This is a genomic window from Kitasatospora sp. NPDC059973 (genome assembly GCF_042737525.1).
Classification (GTDB): domain Bacteria; phylum Actinomycetota; class Actinomycetes; order Streptomycetales; family Streptomycetaceae; genus Kitasatospora.
The window spans coordinates 1-20,092 of sequence record NZ_JBHWUI010000014.1; the positions used below are offsets into that span (position 1 = coordinate 1).

At 72.0% G+C, this 20,092-nt stretch carries 11 protein-coding genes and 1 pseudogene; 10 read left to right on the plus strand and 2 right to left on the minus strand.

The genetic code is table 11. The features are described from left to right. The 4 genes from ACFWA9_RS06360 to ACFWA9_RS06375 all read left to right on the plus strand — a co-directional run. Positions 1–759: IS701 family transposase (locus tag ACFWA9_RS06360; RefSeq protein ID WP_380383645.1), on the plus strand; the 759-nt coding region annotated here is incomplete at its 5' end. A 295-nt stretch (positions 760–1,054) separates the two neighbouring features. Next, entirely contained in the window at positions 1,055–1,606 is a 552-nt protein-coding gene (locus ACFWA9_RS06365) for an SMI1/KNR4 family protein (protein ID WP_380383648.1), read from the plus strand. Between the two features lie 464 nt (positions 1,607–2,070). Continuing rightward, complete coding sequence (locus ACFWA9_RS06370) at positions 2,071–2,385, plus strand: transposase (RefSeq protein WP_380383651.1); 315 nt, start codon at positions 2,071–2,073, stop codon at positions 2,383–2,385. A gap of 104 nt (positions 2,386–2,489) precedes the next feature. Then, a complete protein-coding gene (locus tag ACFWA9_RS06375; RefSeq protein WP_380383654.1) occupies positions 2,490–2,687 on the plus strand; it encodes a DUF6191 domain-containing protein in 198 nt (65 codons plus the stop codon). 888 nt (positions 2,688–3,575) lie between these two features. Here the strand turns inward: ACFWA9_RS06375 and ACFWA9_RS06380 are convergent. Beyond that, positions 3,576–3,818, minus strand: a pseudogene (locus ACFWA9_RS06380) (DNA mismatch repair protein MutT); the annotation flags it as partial. A 654-nt stretch (positions 3,819–4,472) separates the two neighbouring features. Here ACFWA9_RS06380 and ACFWA9_RS06385 point away from each other — a divergent pair. The 5 genes from ACFWA9_RS06385 to ACFWA9_RS06405 all read left to right on the plus strand — a co-directional run bounded on the left by ACFWA9_RS06385 (position 4,473) and on the right by ACFWA9_RS06405 (position 13,495). Then, a complete protein-coding gene (locus tag ACFWA9_RS06385; RefSeq protein WP_352292072.1) occupies positions 4,473–4,670 on the plus strand; it encodes a DUF5988 family protein in 198 nt (65 codons plus the stop codon). Between the two features lie 28 nt (positions 4,671–4,698). Next, entirely contained in the window at positions 4,699–10,011 is a 5,313-nt protein-coding gene (locus ACFWA9_RS06390) for a type I polyketide synthase (protein WP_380383657.1), read from the plus strand. Positions 10,012–10,116: 105 nt separating this feature from the next. Next, on the plus strand, positions 10,117–11,139 hold the full coding sequence (locus tag ACFWA9_RS06395; RefSeq protein ID WP_380383660.1) for an SAM-dependent methyltransferase: 1,023 nt from the start codon (positions 10,117–10,119) through the stop codon (positions 11,137–11,139). Positions 11,140–11,288: 149 nt separating this feature from the next. Then, the gene (locus ACFWA9_RS06400) at positions 11,289–12,167 is read left to right on the plus strand and encodes a spirocyclase AveC family protein (protein WP_352292066.1); all 879 of its coding nucleotides are present in this window, start codon (positions 11,289–11,291) and stop codon (positions 12,165–12,167) included. A gap of 47 nt (positions 12,168–12,214) precedes the next feature. Continuing rightward, positions 12,215–13,495, plus strand: a complete 1,281-nt coding sequence (locus ACFWA9_RS06405; protein WP_380383663.1) for an FAD-dependent oxidoreductase — start codon at positions 12,215–12,217, stop codon at positions 13,493–13,495. Between the two features lie 162 nt (positions 13,496–13,657). On the opposite strand, the gene ACFWA9_RS06410 is transcribed toward ACFWA9_RS06405, so the two are convergent. Continuing rightward, the gene (locus ACFWA9_RS06410; RefSeq protein ID WP_380383666.1) at positions 13,658–15,247 is read right to left on the minus strand and encodes an FAD-binding oxidoreductase; all 1,590 of its coding nucleotides are present in this window, start codon (positions 15,245–15,247) and stop codon (positions 13,658–13,660) included. Between the two features lie 913 nt (positions 15,248–16,160). Between ACFWA9_RS06410 and ACFWA9_RS06415 the strand changes: the two genes are divergently transcribed. Next, on the plus strand, positions 16,161–20,042 hold the full coding sequence (locus ACFWA9_RS06415) for a Pls/PosA family non-ribosomal peptide synthetase (protein WP_380383669.1): 3,882 nt from the start codon (positions 16,161–16,163) through the stop codon (positions 20,040–20,042). Positions 20,043–20,092 lie beyond the last annotated feature (50 nt).

The following is a 20,092-nucleotide window of genomic DNA, read 5'->3' on the forward strand; positions in this document are numbered from 1 at the left end:
GTCGGGGTCTTCCTCGCCTACTCGAGCAGGCTGGGCCGGACGTTGATCGACCGGGCTCTCTACCTGCCGAAGTCCTGGACGGACGACCGAGAGCGCTGTCGGGCGGCGGGGATCGGTGACGAGGTCGAGTTCGCCACCAAGGTCCAGCTCGCGAGGGCGATGGTCCGCCGTGCGATCGACGACCGGATCCCGTTCCGGTGGGTGACCGCGGATGCCGGCTACGGCTACAGCAAGGGCTGGCGCTACGAGTTGGAGCAGGCCGACGTCTTCCACGTCGTCGCCACCACCCGCCACGACACCGTCGTCACCTGGCGGGCCATGGACCACCGGCTGCACGACCTGATGGCCGACCTGCCCCGGCAGAAGTGGAAGCGCCGCTCCTGCGGCGACGGCGCGCACGGCCCCAGGGTCTACGACTGGGCGCGTGTCGAGGTCCGGCCCTGGCATCGTCCGGACCGGCGGCACTGGGTCCTGGCCCGCCGTAGCATCACCGACCCCGCAAAGATCGCCTACTACATCGCCTACGCGCCCGCCGAGGCCACACTGGGCGAGTTGATCGCCGTCGCGGGTGCCCGCTGGGCGATCGAGGAGTGCTTCCAGAGCGCGAAGGGCCAGTGCGGCTTGGACGACTACCAGGTCCGTCGCCACCAGGGCTGGTACCGGCACATCACCCTCGCCATGGCCGCCCACGCCTACCTCACTGTCATGCGGGCCCAGCAGCTCGAAAGGGGGCCGGACCTAATCGAACGCCAGACCTGATACCCCTCACTGTCCCCGAGATCCGCCGACTGATCACCCATCTCACCCGGCCTGTCCGCTGCAGCATCGACCACGTCCTGCACTGGTCCCGCTGGCGCCGCCGACGCCAACACCAGGCCCGGACCAGCCACTACAAGAGACGAGGCCACAGCCCAAGAGCTGAAGTCTCATCACGGTAAGCACCGTTGCAGTACTAATACGCCTGCCCACACGCTCATCAAAGTGATCAACCCATAGACCCTGGTCAGGCGCCCCCTTGCGAGCCGCGTCAGCGTCGTGCGGTTTACTCCCTGGCATGGAATCCGCTGAGCCCTCGTGGGCCGATGAAGTGGTGGCGCTGACCGGTTGGCGCAAGGAGCGGCGGCTGCTCGACTGGGAGTCTGTGGAGCGAGAGCTCGGCCTCCGCCTGCCTCTCGACTACAAGCAGTTGGCCGAGACCTTCGGCGCGGGCACCTTCGACGACGACCTCGACATCTGCGCGCCGGGGGCACGGCATCTGGCCCTTAATCTGATCATTGCGGACCGAGCCCAGTTCGCCAGCTCCACTCCCGTCGGTGGGCCCACGATCCGGTTCCTCCAGTGGGCCATGACCTCGGCCGGGCACTCGTTCTGCTGGCATGTCGAGGATCCGGATCCTGAGAAGTGGCCGATCTTCGCCCGCAGCGACAAGTGGGAGCCCTGGGAACGCTTCGACTCCTCCGCAGCGGAGTTCATCCACCGGATGCTGACCGACCCGAAGCACCCCTATTCCCTCGCGGAGCACTTCGAGTCCCACTGGTTCACCTCAGCCGAGCAGGTCGAGGAAGCCGAGGACGCCTTCTGGGACGAGTACCACCCATACCCGTGAAACGCCTGGCCGATGGTCAGGCCAGCACCGGCGTTCCGTTCGATCACGGCGAGACGGTTCTTCGGCCGCCGACAGCACGAAGGGCTGGACCCACGGGTCCAGCCCTTCGGCACATCCAGGGGCGAGCCCCTGGCCGCAACTTGTCAGGGAGGCGACCCGGGCCCGCGCCAACAAGCTACCGACACTCCACTCCTCAGTCCTCACGGACACTCCGCCCAGGCGCACCAGGTCACCCGATCCATACCGTTCGTCGTGGGCCGTTCCGGTCATTCGTAGGATCGGGGCACCCAGGGGTGCTGGGTATGGCTGTCACCCGACCGCCGATGATGTGGCTTCCACTGATTGGCCGCCCGGCACCCCGCGACGACTCGGCCGCTAATTGGGATACGCGAACTGAATCGCTCGTATGGATGCGTCGGCGAGGTCGTCTGCTGGGACTCAACACCACGTCGGAGGAGGATCAGGTGCCCGAATTGTGGGCCGGGACGGACGCGGGGAAGGCCGAGCACCACTGCACGGTCATCGACGCCAACGGGACGACACTGCTCCAGCGGCGCGTGCCGAACAGCGAGGCTGAACTGCTCGACCTCCTCGGTGACGTAATGGGGATAGCCGAGGGCGATCCGGTCACCTGGGCCGTCGACCTGAACGCCGGCGGGGCCTCCCTGTGGATCGCGCTGCTGGGGAGCGTCGTGCAACTGGGGGTCACGGGTCGATGGTCATGGCGTTCGCTCTCACGTTGCCCGGTTTGGCGCTGGCGGTGGTGCTGTTCGCGCTAGCCTCGACGGCGTTTCGACAGCTGGCCAGTTCGAGGCTGGTTCCGGCTCGGCTCCGACGACGGCTGAGCCGAGCCGGCGGCGCGCCTTCGGTGTTCACCGTGGCCATGGACGTCTTCACCGGCTCGGTGAACACCGGCAAGGCGACTGAGCTGGAGGAACGCTCTGCCGAGGCAATGCGCCGCGATGAGGAGGGCGACGCCGCACCGCCCCGCTCGACCATCGATCTACACTCGGGCCGCGCCGTCATCGTGCTCCCGAAGCAGCCGACTGGCACCGGCCGAAAGCCCGGCGGACGGAATTGACCGCCTCGACCCTCACGCCTTCACTCCAATGAGAGTCGTGCGAGTCGATGGTCTCCCGTGCCCGACCGGCGGCGGCCGACCGGCCAACTGCTCCCCGCGCCCGTCACAGTCCCCGCTCGCAGGTCTCGGCCGCCCAGATCGTGACCCGTCTACGGCGGCGGCTGACCCCCGCGGACGCGGGGAGGACGGCCGCATCGCGATCATCAGGCTGTGGTCGGGTTGGTTCCGGCGGTCGCGCCAGCGTTGTTCGGCGGTTCGGTCTCGAAGTGGGGCGAACAGCCATGGGGCGAGGCGGGGGACGGCAAAGCCAATGCTGCGCAGCGGGTCGGAAGGGGTCCTCCCCGCGGACATCGCCGCGGAGGCCCCGGCGCCGCCGTCCGAATGAATGGGCGCGGACCGAACGGTCCTCCCCGCGTCCGCGGGGGTCAGCCCTTCAGTAAGGAACGGACGCGGCACACGGGCGCGGCAGTGCGCGAGCTGCGTGGTCCGAACATCTTGCAGGACGAACGCGCCGCGCCGCTGCGGTCGGCAGGCCCGTACAGTCGCCCTGGGCCGGATCGAGGTCCGGGGCGGCCCGCACCCGATCCGCATACGAGCAAATCCTCGGGCTGTGAGCCACTGACCCGCTGGAAGCGTCGGTCGCCGTTCTGCCAGCTTCAGGGCTTCCGACAGCGGCGACCGACCTCCTCCACGGCCGCCGCCATTCTTCAGGCATTGCCCTCAGCCCCTTCGGGCCGCCCGCACCCCCCGGTCGAACTGGCGGGTCGGAGGTCACCGGCCGGGCGGGCCTTCACCGGAGTGCCGAGACTGAAGGTCCTGCACCGAACCGGCGGGAGCAGCCGAACTGGCAGAAGGCCTCCCCGTGTGAACCACGAACCGCTGATCCGGTCAGGCTCCGGTGCGCCAGGAATCGAGTGGGACGCTCGGGCCGCCCTGGAGGTAGCTGAGCAGGGCCGTCTGAGTGGTGGACACGAACTCACGCGGGATGAAGTCGGCGGACACCCAGGCTACCTCGGAGTGCTTTTCGGGCTCCCCGTTGCGGAGGTTGCCTGACCAGGAGTGCGCGGCAAGGACAACGGTCAGGAAGCCGTTGGGGGCCTGGACGCCTCGGGCTCCGTGGATGACGTGCACCAAACGCAGATCATCGGCCGCCCCGACCAGTCCGACGTCAAGGACCGTTGCAGTACGCCGCGGCCGAAGTCACCGCTGGTACCTCCGGCTGCTTACAGGGTTGCGGCAGCGGGTGGGATTGGTCGATCACGTCCGGGCGGCAACTGTATGCACGTTCGACTCTAGGAGACAAGGGCGCATAGGAGTGTTAGAGGGGCGGCTAGCCGCGTGGTGGGGCGCGCGGAGGGGGCACGCCCGACCGGCCTTGCGCCGGGCCTCTTGCACAATCCCTGTCCGTGCGGCTGGATGGTCCCCAATCACGCTCCTCGGTGGTGTCTCCATCGGGTCGCCGTTCCGGCCTTCGCGAAACCCCCTCTACGTCGCGCTTGTTGACTGCAGGGAGTCTCGCCGCTGGTTCTCCGTAGCGGGTTTGGCGCCGCCGTTGCCGGCGGCCTCTGCCCCGGCCTTCCGGCCGTCTCCCGTACGGACCGCTGCCCGATCAGCGTGACCGGTTGCGTCGCGGCTCGCGACGCGGTGGTCGTCCGCGCGGTTCGCGGACGCGCAATTCGAGTGTCGAGTGGTGGTGTCATGTCTGCCCACACCATGTCCGATCCGCCGGAACCGTCCGATCCCTCGGTCCTGTCTGAACCGCCGCCCCTGCCGAATCCGGCGGGGATGGTGGTCCTCCGCGGCGGCCCTCCCGGATCTCCGCCGCTGCACCGGATCCCGGAAGCCCAGCCAGCCCCCTCCCGGGTCGTCATCACCTTCTACGGGCGGCACCAGCACTTCGAGCGCACCCGCAGCACCGAGTCCGTGCACGGCGTGCAGCTACCGGTCTTCCAGTGGACCTACAGCACAGCGGTCGCGGAGTAGCGCGGCCGCGGAACGGAGGGACTGAATCATGTCGGCATCGAACGCGGAACCGATCGCGGTGATCGGAATGGGCTGCCGGTTTCCCGGCGGAGTCGAGACCCCCGGCGGGCTGTGGCGGCTCGCAGCCGAGGGCCGGGGGACGGCGGGGCCGGTCCCGCCGTCCCGGTGGGACGCCGGACGCCTGGCGGCCCAGCACGATCCGGGGCTCCGGGACCAGGCGGCCCTGGGCTGCTTCCTGGAAGGCGACGTCTGGGCGTGGGAGCCGGAGGCGCTCGCGGTGGCCCCGGCGGAACGCGCCTGGGTGGACCCGCAGTCGCGGGTGATGATGGAGGTCGCCCGGGAGTCGGTGGAGCACGCCGGCATCTCCTTGGACCGGGTACGCGGCTCGCGCACCGGTGTGTACATAGGCACCTATGCGCCGGACAATCTGTTCCGGGCGGCCCGCCCGGTGGAGGACGCGCCCAACAGCCCGTTCCTGTTCGGGAACTTCCCCGCTGGAACGGCCGGTCGGGTCGCCTTCTCGATGGACCTGCGTGGTCCGGTGATGGTGGTCAGCACTCACTGCTCGTCGGGCATGGTCGCGCTGGACACCGCCTGCGGCGCGCTGTCGTTGCGCGAGTGCGACCTCGCCCTGGCCGGTGGGGTGCTGCTCATGCTGTCACCGCTGACCCACTTGATGGAGGCACCGCTGCTGCTGTCTCCGAGCGGAGCCTGTCGGGCCTTCGACGGACGGGCGGACGGGTACGTGCGCGGCGAGGGAGCGGCAGCCGTCGTGTTGAAGCGCCTGGCGGACGCCCGCCGGGAGGGCGACCGGGTGCTCGCGGTGATCCGCGGAAGCGCGGTCAACAACGACGGACAGGCCACCCGCCTGACCGCGCCGTCCAGCGAGATGCAGCAGGAGCTGTTCCGGACGGCCGTCGGGCTGGCGGGCGTCGACCCCGGGGAGGTTGGGCTGGTGGAGGCCCATGGGCCCGGGACCGCCGTCGGCGACCCGGTTGAGTACTCCTCGATCCAGGCCGTGTACGGCCGCGACGGCCGGGGCCGGTGCGCGTTGGGCTCGGTGAAGACGAACATCGGGCACACCGAGCCGGTGTCCGGACTCGCCGGACTCATCAAGGCGGTGGAGTGCCTGCGGCGCGGCACGATCCCGCCGAACCGGGACTTCACCGGCTGGAATCCCAGCATCGACCGGGAGCAGCGATCCCGGCTCTTCGTGCCGACCGAGCTGACCCGCTGGCCCGTCCCCGGCAGGGGCCGGCTCGCCGCGGTGTGCTCCTATGGGGTCAGCGGCACCAACGGGCACGTCCTGCTGGAGGCCCCGCCCGCTCCCCGCCGGAGACCGGTCGCCACAGCGGCGGCCGAACCCGCCCCGGGCAAACGCCTGTTCCTCCTCTCCGCCGCCTCGCGGCCCGCGCTGCTGGGCTCGGCCCGACGCCTGGCCGACTGGGCCGAGGCGGAGGGCGCGTCGGTGCCGGCCGGTCACATCGCGCACACCTTGGCGCTGCGTCGCCGCCACGCGGAGTTCCGGCTGGGCATCGTCGCCGACGGAGTACGCCAAATGGCGGAGCATGCAAGGCAGTTCGCTGACGGGTTGGATGCGGCGGGAGTGGTGAGCGGCTCGCCGGTCCTGCCGCCCGGCCACCCCGGACCGGTGTTCGTGTTCACCGGCCAGGGCTCGCAGTACCCGGGCATGTGCCGGGGCCTGCTCACCGGCGAGCCGGCGTTCGCCGCCGCGATCGACGGGCTCGAACCGCTGGTGCGCGCCGAGTCCGGCCTCTCTCTGCGTGAACTCATCCTCCAACCGGAGCAGTTGAAAGGCGTGGACCGGATCCAGCCGGTGCTGTTCGGCGTGCAGGTGGCACTGGCCGCACTCTGGCGCTCCTGGGGCGTGGAACCCGCCGCGGTTATCGGGCAGTCGCTGGGTGAGGTGGCCGCCGCGGTGGTGGCCGGGGCGCTCAGCCCGCGGGACGGCGTCAAGGTGATCTGCCGCCGCTCCCGGATCCTGGCCGGCATCGCCCACGGCGCGATGGCCTCGGTCATGCTCGGCACCGCCGACACCCGCGCCGCCATCGAGGCCGCCGGTGCCGACCGGGTCGACATCGGGGTCGTCACCGCTCCGCGCACCACGGTCGTCTCCGGCGACGCCGAGCAGGTCCTCGCCCTGGTGGCCGGGTGGAACGCGTCGGGCATCCTGGCCCGCCTGGTCGACGTGGACGTTGCCTCACACTCCTACCAGGTGGACCCGGTCGTGGACGAGCTGCGAAACGCCCTGGCCGATGTGGCGGGAACCGTGCCCACGGCAGTGCGCCTCTACTCCACCGTCAGCGACGAGCCGCGCGACCCCGGTCCGCTGGACGCCTCGTACTGGGTGCGCAACCAGCGCGACACCGTCCAGTTCCTGCGCGCGGTGCGCGCCGCGCTCGCCGACGGCTACCGCCTGTTCGTCGAGTGCACCGCCCACCCGCTCGCCACCCGGCCGATCATCGAGGCGTCCACCGAGGCCGGGATCAGCGACGTGGTCGCGGTCGGCTCGCTGCGCCGCCACGCTTCCGACGACGGCGAGGAGTTCCTGACCCACCTGGCCACCGCTCATGCCGCCGGCTACGACGGCATCGACTACGCCACCCGCTACGGCGACGGCCGGCTGGCCGATGTCCCCACCACCTGCTGGAACCGCTCCCGCCACGGCGACACCACCACGCCCTACACCCTGGTCGCCCCCGGGCTCCCTGCGGCCGCACAGCACCCACTGCTCGGCACCCACGTCCACGACCCGGACCAGCCCGGCAGACATCTCTGGCAGGCGCCGATCAGCCCGGCCCGGCTGCCCTGGCTCGGCGACCACCGGGTGGCCGGGACACCGGTCCTGCCCGGGACCGGCTTCGCCGAGATGCTGCTCGCCGCCGGCTGCGAAGTCCTGCGCAGCGACCGGATCGTGATGAAAGGCCTACGGATCGAGACACCACTGGTCCTCGACCCCGAGCCCGAGGTCGTCACCCGGCTCACCGAGCAGGACGGCGTCCTGTCCGGCCAGGTGCTCACCCGTTCTGCCGACGGCGTGGTGGTCCACGCCCGCGCCACCCTCCACCCGACACCCAGCTCCGGAGCCGAGTCCGGAGCCGGACGCGAAGGCGGCCACCCGCACGCACCCGAGGCCGAGGACCGCTCCCCGTCGCTGTCGGCCGGCGGACCCACCGACGAGTGGACGGACCTAACGCCGGACGAGTTGCACCGCCACTTTCGTGAACGTCACCAGGTCTTCCACGGCCCCGCCTTCACGGCCATCGACCGCATCCGGCTGCATCCTGATCACACCCGCGCCGTCGCCGCCCTGCGCACCGCCGACAGCGCCCGGGTCTCCGCCGCCGCGCTGCGGCTCCACCCGGCCCTCGCCGACGAGTTCGTCCAGACCGCGGTCGCCACCTGGCTGGCCTACTGCGCCACCAGTCCGGGCCCCGTGGTGGTCGCCGGTTTCGAGGCCGTCCACCTGCACGGCCCCACCGGCCACGCCCGGTTCGCCGACGTCACGCTGGCGCACGCGGACGACCTCGGCTGTACCGCCTCCGGCACGCTCACCGACGCCGACGGCACGGTGGTCGCCACGATCACCGGCCTGCGGCTGGCCAACATCACCCCACGCGAACAGCGCTACGCCGACCGCCTCGCCCATCTCGCCTGGCAGCCCGAGCCCGCGCCACCGCTACCCGCCGCGACCGACCAGCAGTGGCTCGTCCTCTCCCCCGAGCGTGCCCTCTGGGGATCCCGCCTGGCCGCCATGCTCGACGAACGCGCGGGCGGCTGCCGACTACTCCGGCAGCCCGCAGCCGCGCCGGACCCCGGCGTGCTGGCACACGCCCTGGACGGGGCCCGTGAGCCGGTCACTGACGTCCTCCTCGTGCTGGATGCGCCGGACACCGACTCCACGCCGGAGGCCGCCCTCCGTGCCGTCCGGCAGGCCCTCGCCGTCCTTCGGTCGCTCGCCGCCCGCACCGCACCGCCACACCTGTGGGTGGCCTGGCGCGGCGACGAACCGCTTGCCTGCGCGGGCCTGCGCGGCCTGCTGCGCGTGGCCGCCTTCGAGCACCCCGAACTGCGCCCCAGCAGTCTGCTGCTCTCGAACGACACCCCGCTGGACCACGTCCTCGCCGACCTGCTGGCCGACGCTCCCGTGGTCGAGGTCCTCTGGCGCCGGCACCACCGCTCCGTCGCGCGGATCCGCACCGGCCCCGACCCCGTCGCAACCACCTGCGCCGAGCGGCAGGTCATCCGCACCGACGGCAGCTACCTGGTCACCGGCGGGCTGGGCGGCCTCGGCCTGCTCACCGCGCGCCGCTTCGCCGAACGCGGTGCCCGCGGGCTGGTCCTGGTCGGACGCTCCGCGCCCAGCGCTGCCACCCGGCGCGCGCTCGACGCCCTACGCGCGGCTGGTGACACCGTGATCGAGACGCTCAGGGGCGATGCCGCCGATCCGGGAACGATCCACCGGGCAGTTGAACTCGCTCACACGGCAGGCAAGTTGCGTGGGGTGGTGCACGCTGCCGGGGTGGTCGAGGACGCCGTCCTCGCCCGGATCGACGCCGCCCTCCTGGACCGCGTGTGGCGCGGCAAGGCCGAGGGCGCCTGGGCGCTGCACCGCCACCTGCGCGAGGTGGACCTGGACTTCTTCGCCGTCTACTCTTCTGTCGCCGCGCTGCTCGGATCCCCCGGCCAGGGCGCCTACGCGGCCGCCAACGCCTATGTGGACGCCCTCGTCGCCCACCGCCGAGCCCAGGGCCTGCCCGCCACGGGCATCCACTGGGGCGCCTGGTCAGAGGTCGGACGCGGACAGCACCTCGCGCGGCGCGGGTTCGTGATGATCAGTCCCCAGGACGGGATGGACGCGCTCGAACGCATCCTGGCCGAGGGCCACCACCAGGTCGCGTACTCCCCGATCGACCTGGCCCGGTGGACGGCCTCCTACCCCGCCGTACGCTCCTCCGCCCTCCTGGCCGACCTCCTCACCGGGGCGAGTGCCAATGAACCGGACGCCTCGCCCGTCCTCGACGAGCTCCGCTCGGCGGCCACCTCCTCCGGCCGCCACCGCATCCTCACCGACCTCGTCGTCCGCCAGGTCCACGAACTACTCGGCGCCACCGGCCGCCACATCGGCCCGCACACCAGTCTGGTGCTCCTCGGCCTCGACTCGCTGGGCGCAGTCCAGCTTCAACAGCGCCTCACCCGCACCCTGCACACCACGATCGCCCCCGGCGTCATCTGGACCAAGCCCACGGCGGCGTCCCTCGCCGATTGGCTGCTGGACGCCATGGCCCTCGACGACGCCCCGTCGGGCTCGACCACCTGACAGGGCCGACATCGGGGCGCACGGACGAACGCGCCCGGGCGCCCCTGAGGCCCACCCCCGTCAGCCCGCCCGAATGCCCCACCGAACGACACAGGAAGAGTTCCCATGGCCTCGCATCCCGAACGTCCACTGCCGGAGGGCTTCCTGACCCTCGAAGGGCAACAGCGCTTCCTCGACGTCTTCCTACCGGTCCGCAACCAGGTGCTCCGCGAGTTCTACCACCGGCCCCGTACCGGCAACCGATCCCCTCGGACAGCAGCCCCCGCGTGGCGGGCGGCGATCCGCCTGCTGGGAACACGCACCGACGAGACCGTCCCCGAGCTGTACCGGCTGTACTACAACCGGCTCTTCGCCGCGATCTGGCTGGCGCTGAACTGGGGACCCTACACCCCCGCGATCCGTGAGCTCCCGGACCCGCTCCAGCGCATCCACCTCTCCCAGGTCAACTCCGTGGACACCTGCTGGCGGCCCGCCGTGGTGAGCGTTCCCCCCGGCGGCCTCCTGGTCGAGGTCGGCACCGGACTCAGCGACGGCTGGGCCCGGCTCGCCCTCCTGATGCCGCAGGTCCGGATCCTGTCGATCACCATCGAACGGGACCAGGCGGAGATCGGGCGCCGCATCGCCCGCGAACTCGGTCTCGACGACCGGGTCCGGTTCAGGGTGGGCGACATCTTCTCCCCCGGGACCACTGGGGACCTGGCCGGCGAGGCCGACGCCGTCACCGCCATGGGCGTCATCCCGCACTTCCCCCCGCCCCGCAAGGCGGAAGGCCTCCATGCGATGGCTGCCATGCTCAAGCCCGGCAGCCCGCTCCTGATCTTCGACGCCTACCGGACCCGGCCGTTCTCCCCCTTCATGCGGCGAGCGCTCATCAGCTCCCTCAGCTGGTACCCGAGCGGCGCGGACTTCCGCACCGCCCTCGACGAGGCCGGCCTCCGCCCGCTGCGCTTCGACGTCCACCCGCCGGCGCACTGCCTCCCCTTCGCGGACGACACCCGCGCGACGGCCGCCCTGCGCGAGGAGTTCGGCCCCCTCATCGCCTGGCTCTTCCCGAGGATCGTCAGCGGCTTCATGAAGGGCCTGCTCAAACCGCAGGAGTCGGTCTACCTCTCGGCCGTCCGGAAGTGAGCCGCCGCAGCGTCCCCACCGTCGTGCGCAACCACAGGAGGTGTCCGACCATGGACGGATCCCGATCGGCGAGTGCGGCCGACGGACGCACCCGGGAGCATGCCTCCGCCACCGGGCGGCGGCGGTGTGCCCCGGTCACGGCGTGGGCCGTGACCGGGGCAGTGCTCCTGACCGCGGAAGCATGGGTGATGGGCCGTTGGGCCATCGGCAGTGCCCGGTGGATTCCTGCGGGCGCGTACGGGCTCGGCCCCGCCCGCGCCCGGATCCTGGACGCCTATCAGCTCCTCAGCATCGCGGGGGTGGTCGGCAGCACGGCCTGGTCCGCCTGGTACAGCCTGCGGCAACGGGCCCTCGCCGTCGAGACCATGGTGCTCATCGGATTCCTGTCGGCCTTCTGGCTGATGCCGGTCGTCAACTACCACGGCCAGGTGGCCGCCTACAGCAAGCACCTGATCGCGACCGACGACTGGGGCGCCTACCTCCCCGGGTGGCACGGGCCCTCACCCGCCAACCACCCCCAGCCGCTCTTCGTCGGATGGTTCGCCCTCGCCGAGGCCGTGATGTGGGCCCTCCCCACCCTCTGGGTCCTCGGTCGCGCCGAACGCCGCCGACCCGGGCTGTCCACAGCCCGGCTGACCCTGATCGCTTTCACCACGGCCATGGCCGTCGAAGTGGTGCTGGAACCCGTCATGGTCTTCAGCGGTGCGTATGTCTACGCCCAGGCCGTCCCTCAGCTGACCGTCTTCGGTGGGCACTGGTACCAGGTCCCCGTCTACGCGATGGTCATCGCGGCGACGGTGTACGGCGTCCTGCCCGCGCTGCTCTGCCACCACCACCGGCACCGACCCCGCGGAGCGTCCGTCCTCCGCGGGCTGGCAGCTCTGCCACCGCGGGCCCGCACCTGGACGGCGCTGCTGGCGGTGGTCGGCGTCACGCAGACCGCCTTCCTGGTACTGGCCGCCGGCTACGCCCTGATACCGGCACTCGCCGGTGCGGACGCGGTCGAGCTCCCCCCGCACCTCCGGTAGCCCCGGACGCCGAGGGTGAGGAGCCGAGGGTGAGGAGAGAAACGCCCATGAGAACCGCCTCAAGACACGCCGTCGTCATCGGGGGAGGCTTCGCCGGCCTCCTCGCCGCCCGGGCGCTCAGCGACACCTTCGCCCGGGTCACGGTGATCGAACGCGACCCGCAGCCACGCCCGGACGGGCACCGGCGGGGCGCACCCCAGACACCCCATCCCCACGGGCTGCTCCAGCGCGGGGCCACCACGATCGAGGCGCTCCTGCCCGGCATCGGCGACGAGCTCCGCGCCCGGGGAGCCGCGCTCTTCGACTTCGGGGAGGGCGCCCGCATCCTCTTCCCCGCCGGCTGGGCCCCCGTCGGGCCCACCGGTGTCGGGCATCTGGCCTGCAGCCGTGCCCTACTCGAAGGCACGATCCGAGAGCGGGTGACCGGCCTGCCCGCCGTCGACCTGGTCGCCGCGACCGCCAGCGCCGTGGTGTGGACCGGGCACCGGGCCACCGGGGTGAGGGACAGCTCAGGACGAACCTTCCCGGCGGACCTGGTGGTCGACGCGTCCGGGCGCACCACGCGCCTGGCCGGATGGCTCGACCAGGGAGGCTTTCCCTCACCACCCGTCACCCGTGTCCTGGCCGGCCTCTCCTACGTCACCCGCCGGTTCCAGGGCACCCCCGCCGCCGAGTGGCACATGTCCGCGGAAGCTACCTACGCACCGACGATCCGGCGGGGCGGCCTCGTCCAGGTCATCGAAGGGCAGCAGACCCTGGTCACCCTCATCGGCGCGAACGGTACCCGCCCGCCGCATGACCAGGACGGCTTCCGCGCTCACGCCGCCGCCCTGCGCAATCCCCACTTGCTGGAATCTATCGACCGTGGAACACCAGTCGGCAAGCCGCACCGCTACGGCGGACTGGACAACCGCTGGAACGGCTACCACCGCGCGCCCCGGTGGCCGGACAACGTCATCGCCCTGGGCGACTCCGTCGCCGCCCTCAACCCGATCTACGGACACGGCCTGACCGTCTGCGCCCTCCAAGCCCTCGCCCTGCGCGACCTGCTGTGGCACGGCCCGCTACCGGGCTTCGCCCGGAACTTCCAGCGCGAGGCCGCCGGCATCGTCCGCGTGCCCTGGCTGCTGGCCGCCCTATCGGACACCGCCTGGCACACAGAGCGGCGGCCCCTCGGCATGCACACCGCCACCCTGGCGCTCCGCCGGGTCCTCGACCTCGTCCCGAGCCACCCTGAGATCTATCGGGACCTCGTCGCCGTCCAGAACCTGCTGGCCCACCCCGTCATCCTGGCCCCCGCCGCCCTCACCCGTCGGCCCCGAACGTGACACGACATCCGACCGAAGCTAGCTTGCTCCCGGGAATACCTCTCCGCCGACGGCAGGACGCCCGTCGGTCATGGCCCGGGGCTTGCGTCTCCTCTGTACTCGCACCTTTTCACTCCGAGATTATCCAATTACCGGATGGTCGGTATTGCTCTGCGTGTGCGGTCAGGACGGCAAGGTGATCGACTGGGCGTGGTGGAAGACGTTCCCGGCATCCCAGGTCTTCTTGGCCCTCTGCAGTCGGGCGTAGTTCTGCTTGTAGTAGAGCCGCTGGTAGGCCGGGTGTTTCTGGTCGGCCGTTCCGAGGTCGACGTCGGGGTAGTTCACATAGGCGCCGTCGGTGTCCGTGTCGATCTCCGGGATGCCGTTGGTGGCCTTGTAGACCGCTTGGTAGAGCCCGCCGAGGTAGGCCAGGTGCGCGGCGTCCTGCGCGGGGTCGGTCCAGTAGGTCTGGTACTGGAGCTTCATCACGGAGTCGCGCTGGGGGATCGCGGCTTCGGCGGGCTGGTGCTCGTTGATCCGGCAGCCGTAGGAATCGATCTGGACCAGTGTCTGGGTGAGATCCACGCCGGGGACGGTTTTGGTCAGCCACTCCCAGAAGGCGTCGATGTGCGTGGGGGTGAAGCGCCGCCGGTGGTAGGCGGACTTGTACTTGCCGCGCTGATTGGCCCCGGAGGGGTTCAGCGTCATGGTGGCCTGGAACCACGGCATCTGTCGGCGCTTGTCCGGATACGGCAGGAGCACGCCCCCGGCGGCGTAGCTCTGGACCACGGCCCTGCTCGTCAGCCCGGCCTCCATCGCGGCCAGGAACTCCTCCAGCGGCGCCGGATCGTCCTCGTCCCACTGGCTGAGCAGGACGACGTTCCCGTTCGTCCGGTGGGTGAGCTTGAGGATCGCGAAGAGGCCCCGGTAGACCGTCTCCTTCGGACCGCTGTGCTCGGCGAAGAAGGATCCGAAGTTCTCCACGAGGCGGCGGAAGTCCTCCGGGTGCTTGAGCAGGTCCGCCCAGGACCAGGCCACGCTGCTCAGCCAGACCCGTGGCGGCGGCTTGGGGAGGCGGGCGAAGTGGTAGCGCAGGACGACGCCGAAGTTTCCGCCGCCCCCACCGGTGTGCGCCCAGAAGAGGTCGCTCTCCGGCGAGGTCGCGGGGTCGTCCCGGTGGGCCGTGGTCAGCTCCACCGTGCCGCCGCGGACCGTGACCACGTCCACCTGGACGAGGTGGTCGACGGTCAGCCCGTCTCTTCGGGAGAGCAGCCCGTACCCGCCGCCGCTGACGTGACCGCCCGCCCCGACCGAGTAGCACGACCCCGCGGGCAGCGTGACGCCGTACGTCCGGAACAGGCTGGTGTAGACGTCCCAGTTGGTCGCGCCGCCCTCGACGCAGTAGGTGGGGGCGCCGAACTTGTCCCGCGCCGCGCGGACACCGCGCAGGGTGCTGAGGTCGAGGATGGCGCCCCCGTCGTTGTCGACGAACCCCTCGTAGCAGTGCCCGCCGCCCCGGATCGTCGGCCGCAGCCCCTGGTCGAGCGCGGTCTTCAGCCCCGCCACCGCGTCCGCGTCGCTCCCCACCAGCCGGATGTAGGCCGGTCTGCTGGACCAGCGCTGGTTGAAGCCCTGACTGAGCGTCTGGAACCGCGGATCACCCGGGAGCACCGACTGCCCGCCGAGGACGCCGGGGGCGCCGGCCGACTCGGCCGCGGCCGGGCCGGCCGCGCCGACCCCCAACGAAACGGCGGAAACCCCGGCGGCAGCCATTCCGGCACTGCCCAGGAACCCGCGGCGAGAGAATTCTTGACTCATGTCAGGACCCACTTTCTCGATTCTGAGAAGCTGGCGTCCGCACGCTAGCACGGGCATTCGCTCATGTGAATACCTGTACGAATTAGTGTGACTGTACGTCCTTTCTCGACCCTCCCGCGAACCCTCCCGATTCGGTGCCATTGTCAGTGGCGCCGGTTAATGTCCCCTCGTCGACCCTGGGCCTCGGGGCGACAGCTCGATCCCGGGCCTCGCGCCCCGGGCCGCACGACCCTCGGAGAATGTGATGCGAAATAAGAACGTCAATATGATGAATGCGCCTCGCGCGGGCGAATTCCGTGCGCTCGGAAACTCGACGACCCTGCCGGCCGTCATCGGCGGTCGGCCCGGTCCCCCGTCGGTGTCGTCCGGCCCGCGCAGGGCGGCCACGACCCGGGCCCGGCACAGCCCCGACCCGGCCACGGCTCGCGCGCCTCCGGGAGCCCGCCCCGAGTGCGCTCCGAACGGGGCCGGAAGGCGTCCTGGGCCCGCCGAGAACCGGCCACCGGCCCCTGCGGGAGGCGCCCGCGACGCCCGCGGAACAGGCCCCGCCACCCGAAGGGAGCACGATCCGGTGTGGCGTGGCTCACCATCGGGATTTCGATCTGACGATCCGTCAAATCTACTGACAGGGCGTCACATCGATGGCGAGCGGGCCCAGTTAGGAGCTGATTCGACGTCAGATTCATTCAGTTCAAGGCCAGTTGAGCAGAGTGTCGGGCAGTACGCCGTTCATCACACGGGGCTACCATCGGTGAGGTTGTCCGCTCCGGCCCCGGAGTGGGGTCACCCGATAGACTGAGTGGTCCCACCGCCCCACGGGCCGGACACGGTCGGAACCAGGGGCGAGGACTAGGAGCGCACGGCAGCCATGACCGCTGAACCGAGCCACACAGAACAGACCGCGCGGGCCCCGCAGGCCCTCTTCCCCGGTCGCCCGGCTCCGGCCCCGCGCACCCTGGTCGACATCCTGGACGCCGCCGTCCGCACCCACCCCAACGAGCCGGCCCTGGACGACGGGCACACCGTCCTCGGCTACCGGGCACTCGCCGCCGAGGTCGAGCAGCTGCGCCACCGGCTGAACGGCGCCGGGATCGGCCCCGGTGACCGGGTCGGCGTCCGCGTCCCCTCCGGCACCAACGACCTCTACATCGCCATCCTCGCCGTACTGGCCGCGGGCGCCGCCTACGTCCCGGTGGACGCCGAGGACCCGGACGAGCGCGCCCAGCTCGTCTTCGAGGAGGCCGCCGTGGCCGGCGTGCTCGGGGCGGAGCGCGTCCTGACCCTCACCGGCGACCCGCGGCCCGCCGTCCCCACGGACACCCGGCCGACCCCCGCCGACGACGCCTGGATCATCTTCACCTCCGGCTCGACCGGCCGGCCGAAGGGCGTCGCCGTCACCCACCGCAACGCCGCCGCGTTCGTCGACGCCGAGGCCGCCCTCTTCCTCCAGGAGGAGCCGATCGGCCCGGGCGACCGCGTGATGGCCGGCCTCTCCGTCGCCTTCGACGCCTCCTGCGAGGAGATGTGGCTGGCCTGGCGCTACGGCGCCTGCCTGGTGCCCGTCCCCCGCTCGCAGGTGCGCAGCGGCGCCGATCTCGGCCCGTGGCTCGCCGAGCAGGAGATCACCGTCGTCTCCACCGTCCCGACGCTGGCCGCGCTCTGGCCCGCCGAGGCGCTGAACGAGGTCCGGCTGCTGATCTTCGGCGGCGAGGCCTGCCCGCCCGAGCTGGTGCAGCGCCTGGTCACCGAGGGCCGCGAGGTGTGGAACACCTACGGCCCGACCGAGGCGACCGTGGTGGCCTGCGCCGCGCTGCTCACCGGCGACGGTCCGGTCCGGATCGGCCTGCCGCTGGACGGCTGGGACCTCGCCGTGGTCGACGAGGCCGGCGAGCCGGTCGCCGCGGGCGGCACCGGCCAGCTGGTGATCGGCGGCGTCGGTCTGGCCCGTTACCTGGACCCGGTCAAGGACGCCGAGAAGTACGCGCCACTGCCCTCGCTCGGCTGGGACCGCGCCTACCGCAGCGGCGACCTCGTCGAGGCCGACCCCGAGGGCCTGCTCTTCCTCGGCCGCAGCGACGAGCAGATCAAGCTCGGCGGCCGCCGGATCGAGCTCGGCGAGGTCGACGCCGCGCTGCAGGCCCTGCCGGGCGTCGCCGGTGCGGCCGCCGCCGTGCGGACCGCCCGCGGCGGCAACCAGCTGCTGGTCGGCTACCTGGTCACCAAGGACGGCTGGGACCGGGAGGCCTCGGTCGAGCGGCTGCGCGCCGAGCTGCCCGCGGCCCTGGTGCCCCTGCTGGCCTCCGTGGAGTCCCTGCCCACCCGCACGTCGGGCAAGGTCGACCGCAACGCCCTGCCCTGGCCGCTGCCCGACCTGGAGACCGCCGGGCCCACCGAGCAGCTCTACGGCACCGAGGCCTGGCTGGCCGAGCAGTGGACCGAGATCCTCGGCGTGCCGGTCGGCGGCCCGCGCGAGGACTTCTTCGCCATCGGCGGCGGCAGCCTGGCCGCCGCCCGGCTCACCACTCTGCTGCGCGCCCGCTACCCGAGCGTCGCCGTGCTGGACATCTACCAGCAGCCGACGCTGCGCAAGCTCGCCCGCCATCTGGAGCGGTCGGTGGCGGACAGCGGCGAGACCCGCACCGTCGCCCTGGTACCGACCAGGGCCAAGCTGCTCCAGTTGCTCCTGCTGATCCCGCTCTTCACCGTGGTCGGCCTGCGCTGGACGGTCGCCCTGCTCACCCTCGGCAATGTGCTCGCCTGGTTCGGCGACTACCCCTGGGCACCGACCGCCTCGTGGTGGGTGGTCGGCGCGGGCGCGCTGGCGCTGTTCTCCCCGGCCGGCCGGCTCGCCATCGCGGCCGGCGGCGCCCGGCTGCTGCTGCGCGGCCTGCGGCCCGGCAGCTACCCGCGCGGCGGCAGCGCCCATCTACGGCTCTGGACCGCCGAGCGGCTGGCCGAGGTCAGTGGCGCGACCTCGCTCTCCGGAGCCTGGCTGACCCGCTACGCGCGGGCGCTCGGCGCCAAGGTCGGCCCGGAGGTGGACCTGCACTCGATGCCGCCGGTCACCGGGATGCTCAAGCTGGGCCGGGGCTGCGCCGTCGAGGCCGAGGTCGACCTCTGCGGCTACTGGCTGGACGGCGACCGGCTGGAGGTCGGCCAGGTCAAGGTCGGTTCGGGGGCCGTGGTCGGCACCCGCTCGACCCTGCTGCCCGGCGCCCGGGTCGGCAAGCGGTCGCACGTGGTGGCCGGTTCCAGCGTCACCGGGCACGTGCCGACCGGCCAGCGCTGGGGCGGCGCGCCCGCCGCCAAGCTGGGCCGGGCCGAGCGGACCTGGCCGAAGGACCGGCCGGCCCGCCAGGCGCGCTGGGCGGCGCTCTTCGGCGCGAGCGGCACGGCGCTCAGCCTGTTGCCGGTGCTACCCGCCCTCGCCGGGCTCGTGGTGCTCTCCCGCTTCGTCCAGCCCGGCCAGGACCTCGGTGCCGCACTCGGGGGCGCCCTGCTCGGCCTCCTCCCGGCCACCCTGGCCTACGGCCTGGTGTACGCGGCGCAGCTGGTCGCGGCCGTGCGGCTGCTGAGCATCGGGCTGGCCCCGGGCGTGCACCCGCTGCACGGCCGGATCGGCTGGCAGGCCTGGACGGTCACCCAGCTGATGGACCAGGCCCGCGAGATCCTGTTCCCGCTGTACGCGGGTCTGGTCACGCCGCTGTGGCTGCGGGCGCTGGGGATGAAGGTCGGCCGGGGCGCCGAGGTGTCCACCGTGCTGGCGCTGCCGAGCCTGACCACGGTCGGGGACGGCGCGTTCCTGGCGGACGACACCCTGATCGCCCCGTACGAGCTGGGCGGCGGGTGGCTGCGGCTCGGTGAGGCGAAGGTCGGTGAGCGGGCGTTCCTCGGCAACTCGGGGATGACCGCTCCCGGGCGGGCCGTCCCGGCGCGCGGGCTGGTGGGTGTGCTGTCGGCGACGCCGAAGAAGGCCAAGAAGGGAAGCTCCTACCTGGGCATGCCGCCTATGCGGCTGCCGCGCTCGGCCGACCAGGCCGACCAGAGCCTCACCTACGAGCCGCCGGCCCGGCTGCTCTGGGCCCGCGGGCTGGTGGAGGTGGCCCGGCTGCTGCCGGTGCTGGCCTCCGGCGCGCTCGGTGCGCTGACCCTCGCGTCGCTCTCCTGGCTGTCGGCGAACTGGTCCCCGGTGGCGGCGGCGCTGCTCTCCGGGCTGGTGCTGCTCGCGGCGGGCGGGGCGGCCTGCGTGGTCGCGGTGGCCGCGAAGTGGCTGCTGGTCGGGCGGTTCCGGGCGGTCGAGCACCCGCTCTGGAGCGGCTTCGTCTGGCGCAACGAGCTCGCGGACACCTTCGTCGAGGTCCTGGCGGTGCCGTGGCTGGTGGGCGCGGTCCCGGGCACGCCGGTCCTGAACGTCTGGCTGCGGGCGCTCGGCGCGCGGGTCGGGCGGGGTGTCTGGTGCGAGAGCTACTGGCTGCCGGAGGCGGACCTGGTCACCCTCGGTGACGGGGTGACCATCAACCGGGGCTGCGTGGTGCAGACCCACCTCTTCCACGACCGGATCATGCGGATGGATACTGTCATCCTCCGCGAGGGCGCCACCCTGGGCCCGGGCGGCATCGTGCTGCCCGGCAGTACGGTGGGCGCACGCAGCACCCTGGGCCCGGCCTCGCTGGTGATGCGCGCCGAGTCCGTCCCCGCCGACACGCGGTGGCTGGGCAACCCGATCGAGGTGTGGCAGGCCACCTCGTGACCGCCGCCCCCTCCGACCCGCCCGCCACCTCCACGTCCCCCAGTTCGCAG

Excerpts from the sequence above, each read along its gene's own strand:
- ACFWA9_RS06390 (WP_380383657.1), top strand. The coding sequence starts at position 4,699 with ATGTCGGCATCGAACGCGGAACCGATCGCGGTGATCGGAATGGGCTGC.
- ACFWA9_RS06365 (WP_380383648.1), top strand. The coding sequence starts at position 1,055 with ATGGAATCCGCTGAGCCCTCGTGGGCCGATGAAGTGGTGGCGCTGACC.
- ACFWA9_RS06410 (WP_380383666.1), bottom strand. The coding sequence starts at position 15,247 with ATGGCTGCCGCCGGGGTTTCCGCCGTTTCGTTGGGGGTCGGCGCGGCC.
- ACFWA9_RS06395 (WP_380383660.1), top strand. The coding sequence starts at position 10,117 with ATGGCCTCGCATCCCGAACGTCCACTGCCGGAGGGCTTCCTGACCCTC.
- ACFWA9_RS06385 (WP_352292072.1), top strand. The coding sequence starts at position 4,473 with ATGGTGGTCCTCCGCGGCGGCCCTCCCGGATCTCCGCCGCTGCACCGG.
- ACFWA9_RS06375 (WP_380383654.1), top strand. The coding sequence starts at position 2,490 with ATGGACGTCTTCACCGGCTCGGTGAACACCGGCAAGGCGACTGAGCTG.
- ACFWA9_RS06405 (WP_380383663.1), top strand. The coding sequence starts at position 12,215 with ATGAGAACCGCCTCAAGACACGCCGTCGTCATCGGGGGAGGCTTCGCC.
- ACFWA9_RS06415 (WP_380383669.1), top strand. The coding sequence starts at position 16,161 with ATGACCGCTGAACCGAGCCACACAGAACAGACCGCGCGGGCCCCGCAG.